The organism is Streptomyces sp. NPDC096079, assembly GCF_040303145.1.
Taxonomy (GTDB): Bacteria; Actinomycetota; Actinomycetes; order Streptomycetales; family Streptomycetaceae; genus Streptomyces.
The window spans coordinates 64,477-79,802 of record NZ_JBEOST010000026.1; the positions used below are offsets into that span (position 1 = coordinate 64,477).

14 protein-coding genes are annotated in these 15,326 nt (G+C 72.2%); 12 read left to right on the forward strand and 2 right to left on the reverse strand.

Features of this window, described 5'->3' with window-relative positions; all coding sequences use genetic code 11:
• Positions 1–70 precede the first annotated feature (70 nt).
• From ABTY59_RS33435 to ABTY59_RS33485, 11 genes are all read left to right on the forward strand, one after another.
• On the forward strand, positions 71–1,663 hold the full coding sequence (locus ABTY59_RS33435) for a sensor histidine kinase (protein ID WP_352022867.1): 1,593 nt from the start codon (positions 71–73) through the stop codon (positions 1,661–1,663).
• Positions 1,660–2,061, forward strand: coding sequence for a roadblock/LC7 domain-containing protein (locus tag ABTY59_RS33440; protein ID WP_352022868.1), 402 nt, complete (start codon positions 1,660–1,662; stop codon positions 2,059–2,061). The genes ABTY59_RS33435 and ABTY59_RS33440 overlap by 4 nt, the downstream gene beginning before the upstream one ends.
• Positions 2,058–2,411, forward strand: coding sequence for a DUF742 domain-containing protein (locus ABTY59_RS33445; RefSeq protein ID WP_030690507.1), 354 nt, complete (start codon positions 2,058–2,060; stop codon positions 2,409–2,411). The genes ABTY59_RS33440 and ABTY59_RS33445 overlap by 4 nt, the downstream gene beginning before the upstream one ends.
• Positions 2,392–3,018 carry a GTP-binding protein gene (locus ABTY59_RS33450; protein WP_352022869.1) on the forward strand — a complete coding sequence of 209 codons (627 nt, stop codon included), beginning with the start codon at positions 2,392–2,394 and terminating at the stop codon, positions 3,016–3,018. Before ABTY59_RS33445 ends, ABTY59_RS33450 begins: the two co-directional genes overlap by 20 nt.
• Entirely contained in the window at positions 3,015–4,244 is a 1,230-nt protein-coding gene (locus tag ABTY59_RS33455) for a cytochrome P450 (protein WP_352022870.1), read from the forward strand. The genes ABTY59_RS33450 and ABTY59_RS33455 overlap by 4 nt, the downstream gene beginning before the upstream one ends.
• Positions 4,241–5,485 carry a cytochrome P450 family protein gene (locus tag ABTY59_RS33460; RefSeq protein ID WP_352022871.1) on the forward strand — a complete coding sequence of 415 codons (1,245 nt, stop codon included), beginning with the start codon at positions 4,241–4,243 and terminating at the stop codon, positions 5,483–5,485. The genes ABTY59_RS33455 and ABTY59_RS33460 overlap by 4 nt, the downstream gene beginning before the upstream one ends.
• Before the next feature lie 221 nt (positions 5,486–5,706).
• Positions 5,707–6,804, forward strand: coding sequence for a tryptophan--tRNA ligase (trpS, locus tag ABTY59_RS33465; protein WP_352022872.1), 1,098 nt, complete (start codon positions 5,707–5,709; stop codon positions 6,802–6,804).
• 207 nt (positions 6,805–7,011) lie between these two features.
• Positions 7,012–8,097 (forward strand): ABC transporter substrate-binding protein, encoded by a 1,086-nt coding sequence (locus tag ABTY59_RS33470; RefSeq protein ID WP_352022873.1) that lies wholly within the window; start codon positions 7,012–7,014, stop codon positions 8,095–8,097.
• Positions 8,098–8,148: 51 nt separating this feature from the next.
• Entirely contained in the window at positions 8,149–8,928 is a 780-nt protein-coding gene (locus ABTY59_RS33475) for an ATP-binding cassette domain-containing protein (protein WP_352022874.1), read from the forward strand.
• Complete coding sequence (locus tag ABTY59_RS33480) at positions 8,925–10,202, forward strand: sugar ABC transporter permease (protein ID WP_352022875.1); 1,278 nt, start codon at positions 8,925–8,927, stop codon at positions 10,200–10,202. The genes ABTY59_RS33475 and ABTY59_RS33480 overlap by 4 nt, the downstream gene beginning before the upstream one ends.
• Before the next feature lie 28 nt (positions 10,203–10,230).
• Positions 10,231–10,767, forward strand: coding sequence for a DUF6328 family protein (locus ABTY59_RS33485; RefSeq protein ID WP_352022876.1), 537 nt, complete (start codon positions 10,231–10,233; stop codon positions 10,765–10,767).
• Between the two features lie 11 nt (positions 10,768–10,778).
• Here ABTY59_RS33485 and ABTY59_RS33490 read toward each other — a convergent pair whose 3' ends face one another.
• Both ABTY59_RS33490 and ABTY59_RS33495 read right to left on the reverse strand, forming a co-directional pair.
• Positions 10,779–12,515 (reverse strand): BCCT family transporter, encoded by a 1,737-nt coding sequence (locus ABTY59_RS33490; RefSeq protein ID WP_403540555.1) that lies wholly within the window; start codon positions 12,513–12,515, stop codon positions 10,779–10,781.
• Positions 12,516–12,626: 111 nt separating this feature from the next.
• A complete protein-coding gene (locus ABTY59_RS33495; RefSeq protein WP_352022877.1) occupies positions 12,627–13,634 on the reverse strand; it encodes an aminoglycoside phosphotransferase family protein in 1,008 nt (335 codons plus the stop codon).
• Between the two features lie 220 nt (positions 13,635–13,854).
• On the opposite strand from ABTY59_RS33495, the gene ABTY59_RS33500 reads away from it, so the two are divergent.
• Positions 13,855–15,198, forward strand: coding sequence for an amidohydrolase (locus ABTY59_RS33500; RefSeq protein ID WP_352022878.1), 1,344 nt, complete (start codon positions 13,855–13,857; stop codon positions 15,196–15,198).
• The last annotated feature ends 128 nt before the right edge of the window (positions 15,199–15,326 follow it).

Sequence of the window (15,326 nt, forward strand, 5' to 3'; positions counted from 1 at the left end):
GATCAAGATCGGTTCTATAGTGCCGTCGTTACGACTCCCCCCCGTGTGCCTGTTCTCGAGAGTCTGGTTGATGTCGGCGCCGTCCACACCCTTCCGCCCTGCCCTGCTCGCCTCGTTGCTGACCGCCGCCGCGGGTGGTGCGCTCGCGATCGCGGCGACCGCCGCGGCGCCGGCCGAGATCCGTTCCGCACTCGGCTGGTTCGCCGGCGGCGGCGTGCTGCTCCTCGCGGCCGCCGCCTGCGCGGTGACCTGGTACGGGCGGACCTCGCGCTCGCTGAGCCTGAGGGTCGAGGCCCTCACCTCCGAACTGGCCGCCCTGGAGGCCCGGTCCGCGCGGCACACGGCCGACGCGGCGCGCGAGAAGGCCGCCCTGACGGAGCGGTACGAGACGGAGGCGGCCGCCGCGGCCGCGGCCCACGCCGCGCGGACCGAGGAACTGGTCCGCGCCCACACCGCCCGTACCGCCGAACTTGCCGGGGCACGGGCGGACGACGTCCGGCAGCTCGAAGCCCGGCTGCGCCGGGCCCGTTCCGGGCAGTCCGCCGCCATGGCGGCCGCCGCCAACGCGGCCGGCCGCATGCAGGCCCTCGCCACGAGCATGCTCGCCGACCTCCGGGAGATGGAGCACCGGCACGCCGACGAGGACGTCCTCACCGACCTGCTCCACCTCGACCACCGCACCGCCCAGGCCGGCCGCCTCGCCGACTCCGTCGCCGTCCTGACCGGCGCACGGTCCGGGCGGCGCTGGGCCCGGCCCATCGTCATGGAGTCCATCCTGCGCGGCGCCATGGGCCGCATCGGCGGCTACCAGCGGGTGCGGCTGCACTCCAGCAGCGAAGCGGCCGTCGCCGGGCACGCGGCCGAGGGCGTCATGCACGCCCTCGCCGAACTCATGGACAACGCGGCGAACTTCTCGCCGCCCACCGCCGAGGTCCACGTGTACGTCGAGGAGGTCCCGGCCGGCGTCATCATCGCCGTCGAGGACAGCGGACTGGTCATGAGCGACGTGCAGCTGCGCCGCGCGGAGGCCGCCGTCACCTCGACGACACAGGACCTGGCCGGGCTCTCCGGCACCCGTCTCGGCCTGGCCGTCGTCGGCCGGCTCGCCCGCAAGCACGGTCTGACCGTGTCCTTCCGCCCCTCGGCCCGCGGCGGCACCGGCGCCCTGCTGATGCTGCCCCAGGACCTGATCAGCCACGCGACCGCCGAGCCGCCGGCCGCGACCGCCGACGTCCTGCCGCCCGTCGCCGGCCGCGGTCTGGCGACGCCCGCGCCCGCCCCCGTCGAGGCGCCGGCGATCCCCGCCCCGGCCGCCGAGCCCGAGACCACCCACGACAGCGCCGCCGAGAGCACCGGCGAGCACCCCCGGTTCGGCGAGAGCGGGCTGCCCCGCCGCCGCCGCGGCCGGGCGATGGCCGCCGCGCACCCCGACGGCCCCGAGGCGGCCGCCAAGCCGCGCGCGGAAGGCCCGCGCGGCGGTGCCGCCGCCGAGGCGGCCACCCGCTTCGGCAGCTTCCGCCAGGCGGTCCGCGGCACCGGCGCCCCGGCCACCGGGGCGCGGACGACGGGCGACGCAGAGCCCGCCGCCGAACCCGCCGTCGACGCGCCGAGCGCCGACACCCCCACCTCGAACTCCCCGCACCCGGAAGGCACCCCGTCATGACCGGCACCACCACCGACGAGAAGCTCAGCTGGCTCCTGGAGGGCCTGCTGGAACGCACCCCGGGCACCCGGCACGCCCTGGTGCTGTCCCGGGACGGCCTGAAGCTCTGCCGCACCCCCGGGCTCTCCGTCGACCAGGCCGACCAGCTCGCCGCGATCGCGGCCGGCATCCAGAGCCTGTCGCACGGTGCCTCGGTGGAGTTCGGCGACGGAACGGGCGGCGTCCGCTCCGCGATGGCCGAGTTCTACGGCGGCATCCTGTTCATCGTGGAGGCGGGCGAGGGCGCCCATCTCGCGCTGGTCGCCGACGAGGACGCCGACGCCGGGCTCGTGGGCCACAACATGTCCGAGCTCGTGGAGCAGTTGGGCGAGTACCTGGTCGCGAGGCCCCGGGGATGAGCCGCGGCAGGCCGGGCCGGGACGACTCTCCCGACCGGCTCTACACCCTGACCGGCGGCCGCAGCCGCGCCGGGTCCGACGCCTTCGACCTGGTGACGCTCGTGGTCTCCGAGAGCGATCCGGTCGCCGGCATGCAGTCCGAGCACGCCGCGATCCTGCGCATGTGCCGCTTCCCCACGGCCGTGGTGGAGGTGGCGGCGGGGCTCGGGCTGCCGGTGTCGATCACGCGGATCCTCCTCGCCGACCTGCACGACACCGGTCGGATCAGCGCACGGCACCCCCGCGCCTCGTACCGCCTTCCCGATCACGACATCCTGGAGCAGGTGCTCGTTGGACTCCGTAACCTCTGAACAGCGCCCGACCCTGCACAGCACCGCCGACAACGGCCTGAAGATCGTCGTCGTCGGCGGTTTCGGAGTCGGCAAGACCACCCTGGTCCGCTCGGTCAGCGAGATCCGTCCGCTGAACACCGAGGAGACCATGACGCAGGCCGGCGAGGGCGTCGACGACACGGCCGGCGTGGCCACGAAGACGGCGACGACGGTCGCGTTCGACTTCGGCCGGATCTCGCTGGACGCCCACAACGTCCTGTACCTGTTCGGCGCCCCGGGCCAGGAGCGGTTCTGGTTCCTCTGGGACCGGCTGTTCTCCGGGACGCTCGGCGCGGTCGTCCTCGTCGACACCCGTCGGCTCGCGGACTCCTGGTACGCGATCGACCGCCTGGAGCACCACGGCACGCCGTTCGTCGTCGCCTGCAACGACTTCGGCGGCCCGGCCCACACCCCCGCCCAGATCCGCGAGGCCCTCGACCTCGCCGACGAGGTCCCGCTGGTCCTCTGCGACGCCCGGTCGCGCGAGTCCAGCAAGCAGGTGCTGATCACGCTCGTGGAGCACCTGCGGACCCTCGTCGCGGCCTCCCGGCCGAACCCCCACCCGATCCCGGAGCCCACCCCGTGACCCTCCCCGAGCCCCAGCCGGTCCCGCTGAGCGGGCCCCGGTTCCAGACCGACCCCACCGAGTTGTACCGGCAGATACGCCGCGAGCACGGGGCCGTCGCCCCGGTCGTGCTCGACGGGGACGTGCCGGCCTGGCTGGTCCTCGGCTACCGCGAACTGCACCAGGTCACCAGCGACCCGGTCCTCTTCTCCCGCGACTCCGACCTGTGGAACCAGTGGGACGCGATCCCGGCGGACTGGCCGCTGCTGCCGATGATCGGCCGCAAGCAGCCGTCCATCCTGTACACGGTCGGCGAGCGCCACCGGGAGCGGGCCGGGGTGATCTCCGAGGCGCTGGAGGCGGTCGACCCCTTCGTGCTGCGGGAGCGGGCCGAGCGGTTCGCCGACGAGCTGATCGACGCCCTGTGCGGCAAGGGCTCCTGCGACATCATCGCCGAGTACGCGATGCTGCTGCCGGTACGGGTCCTCGCCAGCTGCTACGGCTTCGCCGACGAGCAGGGCCCCGGACTCGTCACCGCCATGAACGACATGATCAACGGTCAGGAGGGCGCGCTCGCGGGCCAGCGCCACCTGGCCGAGTCGATGTTCGCGCTGCTCGCCGCCAAGTCCGCGGAGCCCGGCGACGACGTCGCCTCCCGGATGCTCGCCAACACCGCCGGGTTCACCGTCGAGGAGGTCGCCCAGGACCTCATGGTGATGATGGCCGCGGGCCACCAGCCGACCGCCGACTGGATCGGGAACTCGCTGCGCCTGATGCTCACCGACGACCGGTTCGCGGCCTCCCTCGCGGGCGGCCGGCACAGCGTCGGCGAGGCGATGAACGAGGTCCTGTGGGAGGACACCCCGACCCAGAACGTCGCCGGACGGTGGGCCTCGCGCGACACCCACCTCGGCGGGCGCCGGATCGGCGCGGGCGACCTGCTGCTGCTCGGATTGGCCGCCGCCAACTCCGACCCGCACGTGCGCACCGACTCCGGCGCGTTCACGGGCGGCAACAACGCGCACCTCTCCTTCGGCCACGGCGAGCACCGCTGCCCGTTCCCGGCCCAGGAGGTCGCCGAGACCATCGCCAGGACCGGGATCGAGGTGCTGCTCGACCGGCTCCCGGACGTCGATCTCGCCGTCGCCGCGGACGCCCTCGCCCGCCGCCCCTCCCCCTGGCTGCGCGGCCTGTCCGCGCTCCCCGTGACGTACACCCCGACCCCCGCCCTTGGAGCCCTCGGATGAGCTGCCCGTACGACCACACCGCCGCGTCCGGCACCGATGTGATCGAGCTTGACCCCTTCGTCGCCGACCTCGACGGCGAGAGCGCACGGCTGCGCGCGGCGGGCCCGCTGGCCCGTGTCGTCCTGCCCGGCGGCGTGCCCTGCTGGGCCGTGACCCGGCACGCCGAGGCGCGCAAGCTGCTCACCGACGCCCGTCTCGTGAAGGACATCGACGTCTGGGGCGCCTGGCAGCGCGGCGAGATACCCCTGGACTGGCCGCTGATCGGTCTCGCGAACCCGGGCCGGTCGATGCTGACCGTCGACGGCGAGGAGCACCGCCGGCTGCGCACCCTGGTCGCGCAGGCGCTGACGGCGCGCCGGGTGGAGCGGCTGCGGGCGGGCATCGAGTCCCTCACCGGGGGGATGCTCGACCGGCTGGCCGAGCGTCCGGCGGGCGAGGTCGTGGACCTGAAGGCGGAGTTCGCGTACCCGCTGCCGATGAACGTGGTCGGCGAGCTGATGGGCGTGGACCCGGCGGACCACCCGCGGATGAAGGCGCTGTTCGACAAGTTCTTCTCGACGCAGACGCCGCCCGAGGAGGTCCCGCAGATGATGGCGGACCTGGGCACGCTGTTCGCGGGGATCGTGGCGGGCAAGACGGCGAAGCCCGGCGACGACCTCACGAGCGCGCTGATCGAGGCGTCGGAGGGCGGCGACCGGCTGACGACCGAGGAGATCACGAACACGCTCCAGCTGATGGTGGCGGCCGGGCACGAGACGACGATCAGCCTGATCGTGAACGCCGTGGTCGCCCTGGAGACCCACCCCGAGCAGCGGGCCCTGGTGCTCAAGGGCGAGGTGCCGTGGGAGAACGTGATCGAGGAGACCCTGCGCTGGTCGACGCCGACCTCGCACGTCCTGATCCGGTTCGCGACCGAGGACATCGAGGTCGGTGACCGGGTGCTGCCGATGGGCGAGGCGCTGATCGTGTCGTTCGGCGCGATCGGGCGGGACGAGGAGCAGCACGGTCCGACGGCGGGCGAGTTCGACGTGACGCGGACGCCGAACCGGCACATCTCCTTCGGTCACGGCCCGCACGTGTGCCCGGGGGCGGCGCTCTCCCGTCTGGAGGCCTCGGTGGCCCTTCCCGCCCTGTACGAGCGCTTCCCGCAGCTGCGCCTGGCGGTCTCCCGCGAGGAGCTCCGCAACAAGCCGGTGGTGACCCAGAACGACCTGTTCGACCTCCCGGTCGTGCTGTCCTGACGCCTCCCGGCGGGTCAGGCTCGTGGCGCCCCTCGGCCTCGGCCGGGGGGCGCTATGCTGGCTCCATGCATCTGTCGTCGTGCCTCAGCTGGTGGCGCTCCTCCTAGGAGCGGCCACTTCTCACGCACGACCGGGCCGTTCGGACGAACGGCCCTTCCGCGTTTCCCGGTTGATGGGTCCTGTCGTCCCGACGGCACCGCCGACCCCCACCAGGAGACCTCATGAGCACCACACTCGCCCCCGCCTCCCCCACCACCTCCGCCGACGCGCTCGGGACGAGCGCCGCCCGGGCGCGCAGCGCGGTCCTGGAGGTACGGATCCATGAGGATCCGGGGCGTTTCCGCGTCCTGACCGGCGACCGTCCCACCGGGCGGCTGCACCTGGGGCACTACTTCGGCACCCTGCGCAACCGGGTCCGGCTCCAGGACCTCGGGGTGGAGCTGTTCGTGATCATCGCGGACTACCAGGTCCTGACCGACCGCGACATCGCGGACGACCTCACCGCGCACGTCGAGGAGTTGGTCCTCGACCACCTCGCGATCGGGGTGGACCCGGAGCGCGCGACGGTCTTCACGCACAGCGCCGTCCCGGCCCTGAACCAGCTGCTGCTGCCCTTCCTCAGCCTGGTGTCGGTGGCCGAGCTGAACCGCAACCCCACGGTCAAGGACGAGATCGCGCACTCGCGGCAGTCCGCCGTCAGCGGCCTGATGTTCACGTATCCCGTCCACCAGGCCGCCGACATCCTGTTCTGCAAGGCGAACCTCGTGCCCGTCGGCCAGGACCAGCTGCCGCATCTGGAGGTCGCCCGTACCGTCGCCCGGCGGTTCAACGACCGCTACGGCGACGGGACCCCCGTCTTCCCCGTACCCGACGCGCTGCTGTCCGAGGCGCCGCTGCTGCTCGGCACGGACGGCACCAAGATGAGCAAGAGCCGGGGCAACGCCGTCTCCCTGGCCGCCTCCGCCGACGAGACCGCCCGGCTCGTGCGGGGTGCGAGGACCGACTCCGAGCGGCACATCGTCTACGACCCGGCCGGCCGCCCCGAGGTGGCCTCGCTCCTGCTGCTCGCGGCCCTCTGCCAGGGCCGCACCCCCGAGGAGGTGGCCGCGGACATCGGCTCGGCGGGGGCCTCGGCACTGAAGCGGACCGTGACGGAGTCGGTCAACGAGTACCTGGCGCCGGTCCGGGCCCGGCGGGCGGAGTACGGGCGGGACCGCGCGTACCTCCGTCGGGTCCTGCGCGAGGGCAACGAGCGGGCCCGGGCCGTGGCGGACGCGACCCTCGCCGAGGTGCGGACGGCAATGAGGAGCCACTACTGACGTGCGATTCCGGCCCGGGAGCGGGTCCGACGCCCGGCCGGTCGCACACCGTGACGACCGTCGGTCGCCCAGAGTGACCGGCCGGGCGGGTGGGCACCCGCTTGCCGGTCCTCAGGTTGCGGCTAATGTCGATATATAGGCCATATGTGCATCCTCGTTCCCGCGCTCACGCGGTGAGGGACAGGGGGCGTACGAAAGGAGCCTCCCATGACCCGGACACTGCGGAGCGCGATCGCCCTGGCCGGAGCCGCGGCCCTCTCCCTGGGAGTGGTGGCGACGAGCGCGACGGCCCTGGGCACGGGGAGCGAGAAGCAGGACATCAAGATCGGACTGCTGCTCCCGGAGAGCAAGACCACCCGGTACGAGACGTTCGACCGGCCCTACATCGAGCAGAAGATCAAGGAGCTGGCGCCTGACGCCCAGATCGACTACTACAACGCCGCCGAGAGCGCCACGACCCAGCAGCAGCAGGTCAACACCGCCCTCGCCAAGGGCGACAAGGTCCTCATCCTGGACGCCGTGGACGCCAAGTCCATCCAGTCGTCCGTGCAGAAGGCCCATGACGCGGGCGTCAAGGTCGTCTCGTACGACCGCCTCGCCCAGGGCCCGGTGGACGCGTACGTCTCGTACGACAACCACAAGGTGGGCGAGCTCCAGGGCAAGGCGCTCCTCGACGCGCTCGGAGACAAGGCCGAGAGCGGCGAGATCGTGATGCACAACGGGTCGCCGACGGACCCGAACGCGGCCGAGTTCAAGGCCGGCGCGCACTCGGTCCTCGACGGCAAGGTGAAGATCGGCAAGGAGTACGACACGCCCAACTGGGACCCGAACAACGCCAACCAGCAGATGTCCGGCGCCATCAGCTCCCTCGGCAAGGACAAGATCGTCGGTGTCTACTCGGCCAACGACGGACTGGCCGCCGGCATCGCCACCGCCCTCAAGTCGGCGGGCATGAACGTGCCGTTGACCGGTCAGGACGCCCAACTCGACGCGATCCAGCGGATCCTGCTCGGCACGCAGACCATCACGATCGAGAAGCCGTACAAGCCGGAGGCCGACATCGCCGCCACGATGGCCGTCGACCTGGCGGAGGGCAAGAAGCTCTCGAACGACCTGGTCCCCACCACCGTCACCAGCGGCAGCGACCACAAGGTCGCCGCCCAGCTGCTGGACCCGGTCGTGGTGAACAAGGACAACATCAAGGACACCGTCGTCAAGGACGGCCTCTACACGGTCGACCAGATCTGCACCCCGACCTACGAGGCGGCCTGCAAGGACGCCGGTCTCGAATGACCGCTCCCGACGGACGCGGAGCGGTTCGCGCGAGCGGAGGAGGCGGTTCCCTTGCCGGAGCCACCCGTGCTCACCCTGCGGGGGATCTCCAAACGGTTCGGGGCGGTCCAGGCGTTGAAGGGCTTCGACCTGGAGGTCCACGCCGGTGAGGTCGTCGCCCTCGTGGGCGACAACGGCGCCGGCAAGTCCACCGCCGTCAAGTCCATCGCCGGGGTGAACCCGCCCGACGAGGGCGTCATCGAGTGGGAGGGGCGGCCGGTCTCCATCAGCCGGCCGCACGACGCCCAGACCCTCGGCATCGCCACCGTCTACCAGGACCTCGCCCTCTGCGACAACCTCGACGTGGTCGGCAACCTCTTCCTCGGCCGTGAGCTGCGCCGCTTCGGCGTCCTGGACGAGGTCCGCATGGAGCAGCGCTCGCGCGAGCTCCTCGACACCCTCTCCATCCGGATCCCCAGTGTCCGGATCCCGGTCGCCTCCCTCTCCGGCGGCCAGCGCCAGACCGTCGCGATCGCCCGCTCCCTGATCGGCGACCCGAAGGTCGTGATCCTCGACGAGCCGACCGCGGCCCTGGGCGTGGAGCAGACCGCCGAGGTGCTCGACCTGGTCGAGCGGCTCCGCGAGCACGGTCTCGGCACCATCCTCATCAGCCACAACATGGTGGACGTGATGGCGGTCGCCGACCGGATCGCCGTCATGCGCCTCGGCCGGAACAACGGCTTCTTCGACAAGCGCTCCACGACCACGGAGGAGATCATCTCCGCCATCACCGGGGCCACCGACAGCGCCGTCACCCGCCGCCAGGCCCGCAAGCGGGAGGAGGAGCGATGAGACGCGACCGCGCCCCCGGCGACACCTCCGCGCAGGAACCGGCTCCCGAGTCGGTGCCCGCGGTGGACTCCCGACTGCTCGTGCGCGAGGAGGGCCTCAAGGGGTATCTCGGCGAGTTCCGCCGCAAGGTGCGCAGCGGAGAGCTGGGCTCGCTGCCCGTCATCATCGCCGTGATCATCATCTGGACGGTCTTCGGCAGCCTCGACAGCACCTTCCTCTCGGCCCAGAACCTCTCCGACCTCAGCCAGCAGATCGTCGGGACCGGCATGATCGCCGTCGGCATCGTCTTCGTCCTGCTGCTGGGCGAGATCGACCTCTCCGTCGGCTCCGTCAGCGGCCTGTGCGCCGCCATCTTCGCCGTGCTCAACGTGCTGAACGGCATGAACCAGTGGCTGGCGCTGCTCGTCGCCCTCGGCAGCGGAGCGGCCGCCGGGCTCATCCAGGGCTTCTTCTTCGCGAAGGTCGGCGTGCCCGCGTTCGTGGTCACCCTCGCGGGCAACCTCGCCTTCAACGGCCTGATGCTCCAGGTCCTGGGCACCAGCGGCACGGTCAACATCCCGAGCGAGAGCATCGTCTCCGAGCTCTACTCGACGATCTTCCACAGCCCCGCCACGGCCTACGTCACCGCGGCCGTGGGCGTCGGGCTCTTCCTCGCGGCCTCGCTCCTGGACGCGAAACGCCGACAGTCCGCCCGGGTGCCGTTCCGCCCGGTCGCCGAGATCGTTCTCCGTACGGTCGTGATCGCCGCGATCGCGTTCGTCGCGGCGTACATCCTCAACCAGTACCAGGGGCTCCCCCTCGCGCTCCTCATCTTCCTGATCGTGCTGGTGCTCCTGGACTTCGTGCTGCGCCGTACGACGTACGGGCGGCGGATCTTCGCCGTCGGCGGCAACATCGAGGGCGCGCGGCGGGCCGGCATCAGCGTGCCGTTCGTCCGGATGAGCGTCTTCTCGATCTCCGGTCTCATGGCGGCGGTCGGCGGCCTCTTCCTGGCCGGGCAGATCCAGTCCGCGAGCCAGACCTCCGGCGGCGGCAACCTGCTGATGAACGTCATCGCCGCGGCCGTCATCGGCGGCACGAGCCTGTTCGGCGGGCGCGGCTCGGTGTGGTCCGCCCTCCTCGGAGCGCTGGTGATCGGGTCCATCCAGTCGGGCATGAACATCATGGGCGTGAGCAACGCCGTCCAGTTCATGATCACCGGATCGGTCCTGCTGGCCGCCGTGGTCGTCGACTCGCTGTCGCGCCGCAGCCAGAAGGCGGCGGGTCGCGCCTGATCCCCCGTGCCGGGGGAAGGAGACCCGCATGACGACGGACCGGAACTCCGAAGGGGACCTGCGCCGCGGCCGGCACGAGACCGAGGGGGACCTGCGCCGCGGCCGGCACGAGACCGAGGAGGAGCGTGCCGACCGGCGCTGGCAGGAGCTCATCCAGGAGATCCGGGTGGCGCAGACCGGCGTGCAGATCCTCCTCGGCTTCCTGCTCACCGTGGCGTTCACCCCGCACTTCCAGGGCCTCCAGCAGACCGACAAGACGCTCTACGTCGTCACGGTCGTCCTCGGCTCGCTGGCGACGGGCGCCCTCATCGGACCGGTCGCCCTCCACCGGATCGTGGCGGGACGCCGGATGAAGCCCCGGGCGGTCACCTGGGCCTCACGCCTGACCCTCGTCGGGCTCGTGCTCCTCCTGGCGACCCTGACGTCCGCCCTCCTCCTGGTGCTGCGGGTGGTCGCCCACGACGCGTACGTGCCGTGGCTGGTCGCCGGGGTGCTCGCCTGGTACCTGCTGTGCTGGTTCGCGCTGCCCCTGTGGATCCGCGTCCGCCACACCGACGACGACTGACCCCGGCGCGGTCAGGGTCGGGTGTCCGGGCCCGAGGAGCCGGGGCCGATCCTCAGCTCGAAGTCTCCGTCGTACTTCTCGTGGCCCGCGATCACCGCGAGTTCGACGGCCTCCTCCCCCGCCTCGCCCCGGACGATGAGCGGGTCCTTGCGCAGGTCCCGCATGAGGGCCACGCACATCCCGATCATCACGAGCACGAACGGCGCCGCCACCAGGATGGTGAGGTTCTGCAGTCCGGCCAGCGCGTCGCCCTGTCCGTCGCCGATCAGCAGCATGATCGCGGCGACGGCTCCGGTCACCACGCCCCAGAAGACCACCACGGGGCGGGTGGGTTCGAAGGCGCCGCGCTGCGAGAGCGTTCCCATCACGATGGAGGCGGCGTCCGCGCCCGAGACGAAGAAGATGCCGACCAGGATCATCACGAGCAGACTCATGGTGCCGGTCAGCGGAAACTCCTGGAGGACCCCGAAGAGTTGCCCCTCGGGCGTGGTCTCACCGGCCAGGTCGCCCTGTTCGCTGAGCTTCATCGCCGTACCGCCGAAGATGGCGAACCAGACGAGGCTGACGGTGCTGGGGACCAGGATGACCCCGCCGACGAACTGCCGGATGGTGCGGCCCCGGCTGATGCGGGCGATGAACATGCCGACGAAGGGCGTCCAGGAGATCCACCACGCCCAGTAGAAGACGGTCCAGCTGCCCAGCCAGTCGTGGATCGCCTCGCCGCTGGTGGCCTCCGTGCGGCCGGCCAGCTGCGGCAGGTCCCCGAAGTAGGCGGCCAGGGAGGTGGGCAGCAGATCGAGCACGACGATGGTGGGTCCCGCCACGAAGACGAAGACGGCGAGGATCGCGGCGAGGACCATGTTCGTGTTGGAGAGCCACTGGATCCCCTTCTCCACGCCGGAGACGGCGGACAGGACGAAGGCGACGGTCAGTACGGCGATGATGGCGACGAGCAGCCCGGTGCCGGTCTTCTCCATCCACCCCAGTTCCTCGAAGCCGCTGCCGATCTGGAGCGCGCCGAGGCCGAGCGAGGCGGCGGAGCCGAAGAGGGTGGCGAAGATGGCCAGGATGTCGATGACCCGGCCGGGTCCTCCGTACGCCCGCTTCTCGCCCATCAGCGGCACGAACACCGCGCTGATCGTCTGGCGGCGCCGGCAGCGGAACGTCGAGTACGCGATGGCGAGTCCGACGACGGCGTAGATCGCCCAGGGGTGGAGCGTCCAGTGGAAGAGCGTGGTGGCCATGGCGGTCTGCATCCGCTCGGCGGAGTCCACGGGGTGGGTGCCCGGCGGCGGTGTGCCGTAGTGGGCGAGCGGTTCGCTCACGCCGTAGAACATCAGGCCGATGCCCATGCCGGCGCTGAACATCATGGCGATCCACGACACGGTACGGAACTCGGGGCCCTCGTTCTCCTGACCGAGGGTGATGCGGCCGTAGCGGCTGATGGCGAGCCACAGCGCGAAGACGACGAACCCGGAGGCGGCGAGCATGAACGCCCAGCCCCCGTTGCGGATCAGCCCGTCGAGGAGGGTGCTGGAGGCGTCCTCCAGGCTGTCGGTGGCCGTGGCCCCCCAGATGACGAAGGCGACGGTGAGGACGGCGGTGACGCCGAACACGATCCAGTCGGTGCGGGCTCGCTGGTGGTGTTCGGGGCGGCCGGGCAGGTCCGCCGTCACCGGCAGCACCTCCCGGCCGGTCCGTTCGGCGCCCGCTCCACGGCCTTCCGGCCTCTGATCTTCCTGCGACACAGGCGGCACCTTTCACGGCATTACGGGACAAACAACACGATGTCTCCGTAAGGCAGTACCACAGGCGCGGCCGAACTCCGTGGAACGACGGGCGGTGAGCGCGGGACGGGATCAGAACACCGGCTCCCCGGCGAAGAGTTCGTTCACCCAGTGCGCGCTCGCCTCGGCACAGCCCGTGGCCGGCGCCCCGGGGAAGAGCCGGAACCAGGAGACCGCGCGGCCGAGCGCCGCGAGCCGGGTGGCGAGCGCGGCGGCGCGGCGGAGCTCCGGGAGGGACGGGCCGAGGTCACTCCAGGGTTCCAGGTAGGCGTCGCGCAGCCGGTGCGCGTGCCCGGGGCCGTGGCGCTCCCGGACGGCCTGGGCGGGGACCAGGAGGCTCGCGAACGGGTGGGCGACGTTGGCGTCGCCCCAGTCGAAGAAGGTGAAGCGGCCGGCGGCGGGGGCGAGCAGCTGGGCGTCGTGCAGGTCGCAGTGGTCGAGCGAGTCCGGGATGCCGTACGCGTCGAGTTCGGCGCACCAGTCGACGAGCCGGGGGCGCCGCTCACGGAGGGCACGGCGGGCGTCCGGGTCCAGGGTCGCGTTGCCCTCGACCAGGCCGTCGAAGATCTCCGGCAGCTGACCGGTGCGGCCGCCGGGCACGCCGAGCGCGGTCATGCGGTCCGTGTACGGGGTGAGGGCCCGCTGCATGCGCGCGTACTGACCGAGCGCCTCCGCCCAGGACTCCGGACCGGCGTCACCGGCGTCGAGGACGTGCCGGAAGAGGGGGCCTCCGTCGGGGAGGAGCGACCAGCCGCGCCCGGCGTCGATCGCGAGGGGCGTCACGACGTGGTCGGGCACCCAGTCGGCGAGCGCGCCTCCGAGCGCGGCCTCGAAGGCGGCGTCGGGCGCGCTCGCCTTGAACCAGACGACCTCGCGGTGCCCCGCTCCGATCCGGAAGCGCACCAGGATCGACCAGGGCCGGACCCTGACCTCCCGGGGCCCGGTCTCCTCCAGGCCGTGACGGGCGAGCTCCCGCTCCGCCCAGCCGAGGGCGGTCGTCCGCCAGGCGGCGTCCTCCCAGGGGGTGACCGCGTCGGCGAACCGCCCGCGGTCGACGGTCGTGGATCGCACATGTCCCATCGGGCGATTCCACCACCGGAGAGCGGGGCGGCGCATCCGAATATCGGCACCCTTCGAGAACGCTGGAGACTATTCGTATACCAAATTGCCGATCGTGGAAACCCTTCAGAGTGTCTGAGATAGCAGGCACAGGCACACCGGCACAGTCCACCCTTGTCGATCTCAATCCACTTGGTATACAAAACTGAGGTCGTCGGCCCCCTCCCTCCAAGGAGCCCCCATGCACCCGTCCCCCTCCTCCCCCGCCCCCGGCGCCCTCTCCCGGCGGACCATGCTCGCCGGAGCCGCCGGGCTCGCCGGAGCCGCCGCCACCGCCGCCGCGACGGCCGCCCCCGCGCAGGCCGCGGCGCCCGGTCCCGGCCGGCCCGACGGTGGGCACCGGGCCAGGACCGTCGTGTTCCGGAACGTGCGCCCGTACGGCGCGGCGAAGGCCACGGACCTCGTGGTCGTCGACGGCCGGATCTCGGACGGCCCCGCCCCGCACGGCGCGAAGGTCGTCGACGGCGGCGGCCGGATCGCCCTCCCGTCCCTCGTCGACGCGCACATCCACCCCGACAAGACCACCTGGGGCGGCTCCTGGGTGAGCCGGCGGCCGGCCTCCTCCATCGCCGACTACGTCGCCCAGGACGTCGACCTGTTCCACGCCCAGCGCCGGCCCGTCTCCGAGCGGGCGTACGGCCTGATGAGCCATGCCGTCGCCCGCGGCACCCGCGGCATGCGCGCCCACGCCGACGTGGCCCCGGCGTACGGACTGGCCGGGGTCGAGGGCGTGGCGGAGGCCCGCGAGCGCCTGCGGCACGCCCTCGACGTCCAGATCGTGGCCTTTCCCCAGCACGGCGTGATCCGCACCCCCGGCACCGCCGCGCTCCTGGAGCGGGCGGCGCGCGAAGGCCTCATCGACATGATCGGCGGCATCGACCCGATCGGCTTCGACAAGGCGCTCGACGAGCAGCTCGACGTCGTCTTCGGCATCGCGGACCGGCACGGCGTGGGCGTGGACATCCATCTGCACGACCGTGGCGAGACGGGCATGCGGGCGATGCGCGGGATCGTCGAGCGCACCCGCGCCCTCTCCCTCGCGGGCAGGGTGACCGTCAGCCACGTCTTCTGCCTTCCCGGCCTGTCGGACCGTGAACTCGGCTCGATCGCGGAGGACTTGGGCGATCAGGACATCGCCCTGACCACAGTGGCGCCGTCGGACTCCCTGGTGCTCCCGATCGCGCGGCTGCGCGAGCACGGCGTGCGCGTCGGGCTGGGCTCCGACGGGGTGCGGGACTCCTGGAGCCCGTTCGGGGACGCCGACATGATGCACCGCGCGCACATCCTCGGGTGGGTGACGGACGTGCGCCTCGACGACGAGCTGAACGACTGCTACCGGGTGGCGACCCACGGCGGCGCGGACGTCATGGGCCTCGCGCACGCCGACTTCCGGCCCGGCGCCCCGGCCGACTTCGTCCTGGTGCGCGGCGAGTGCCTGCCGCAGGTGGTCGTCGACATGCCGCGCCGGGACGTGGTCGTCCACGGTGGTGCGGTCGTGGCCAGGGACGGGGAGTTCCTCGCCTGAGGCGACCGGGTGCCGGCCCGTGGGGGTGCCTCCGGCCCGGCGGTGGGAAGAGGGAGGCGCGGTGCGCGTGGTGCGGCGCGCCGGACATGGCGAAGCCGGCCCCGGTGGCGGAGCCGGCTCCCTCGGTG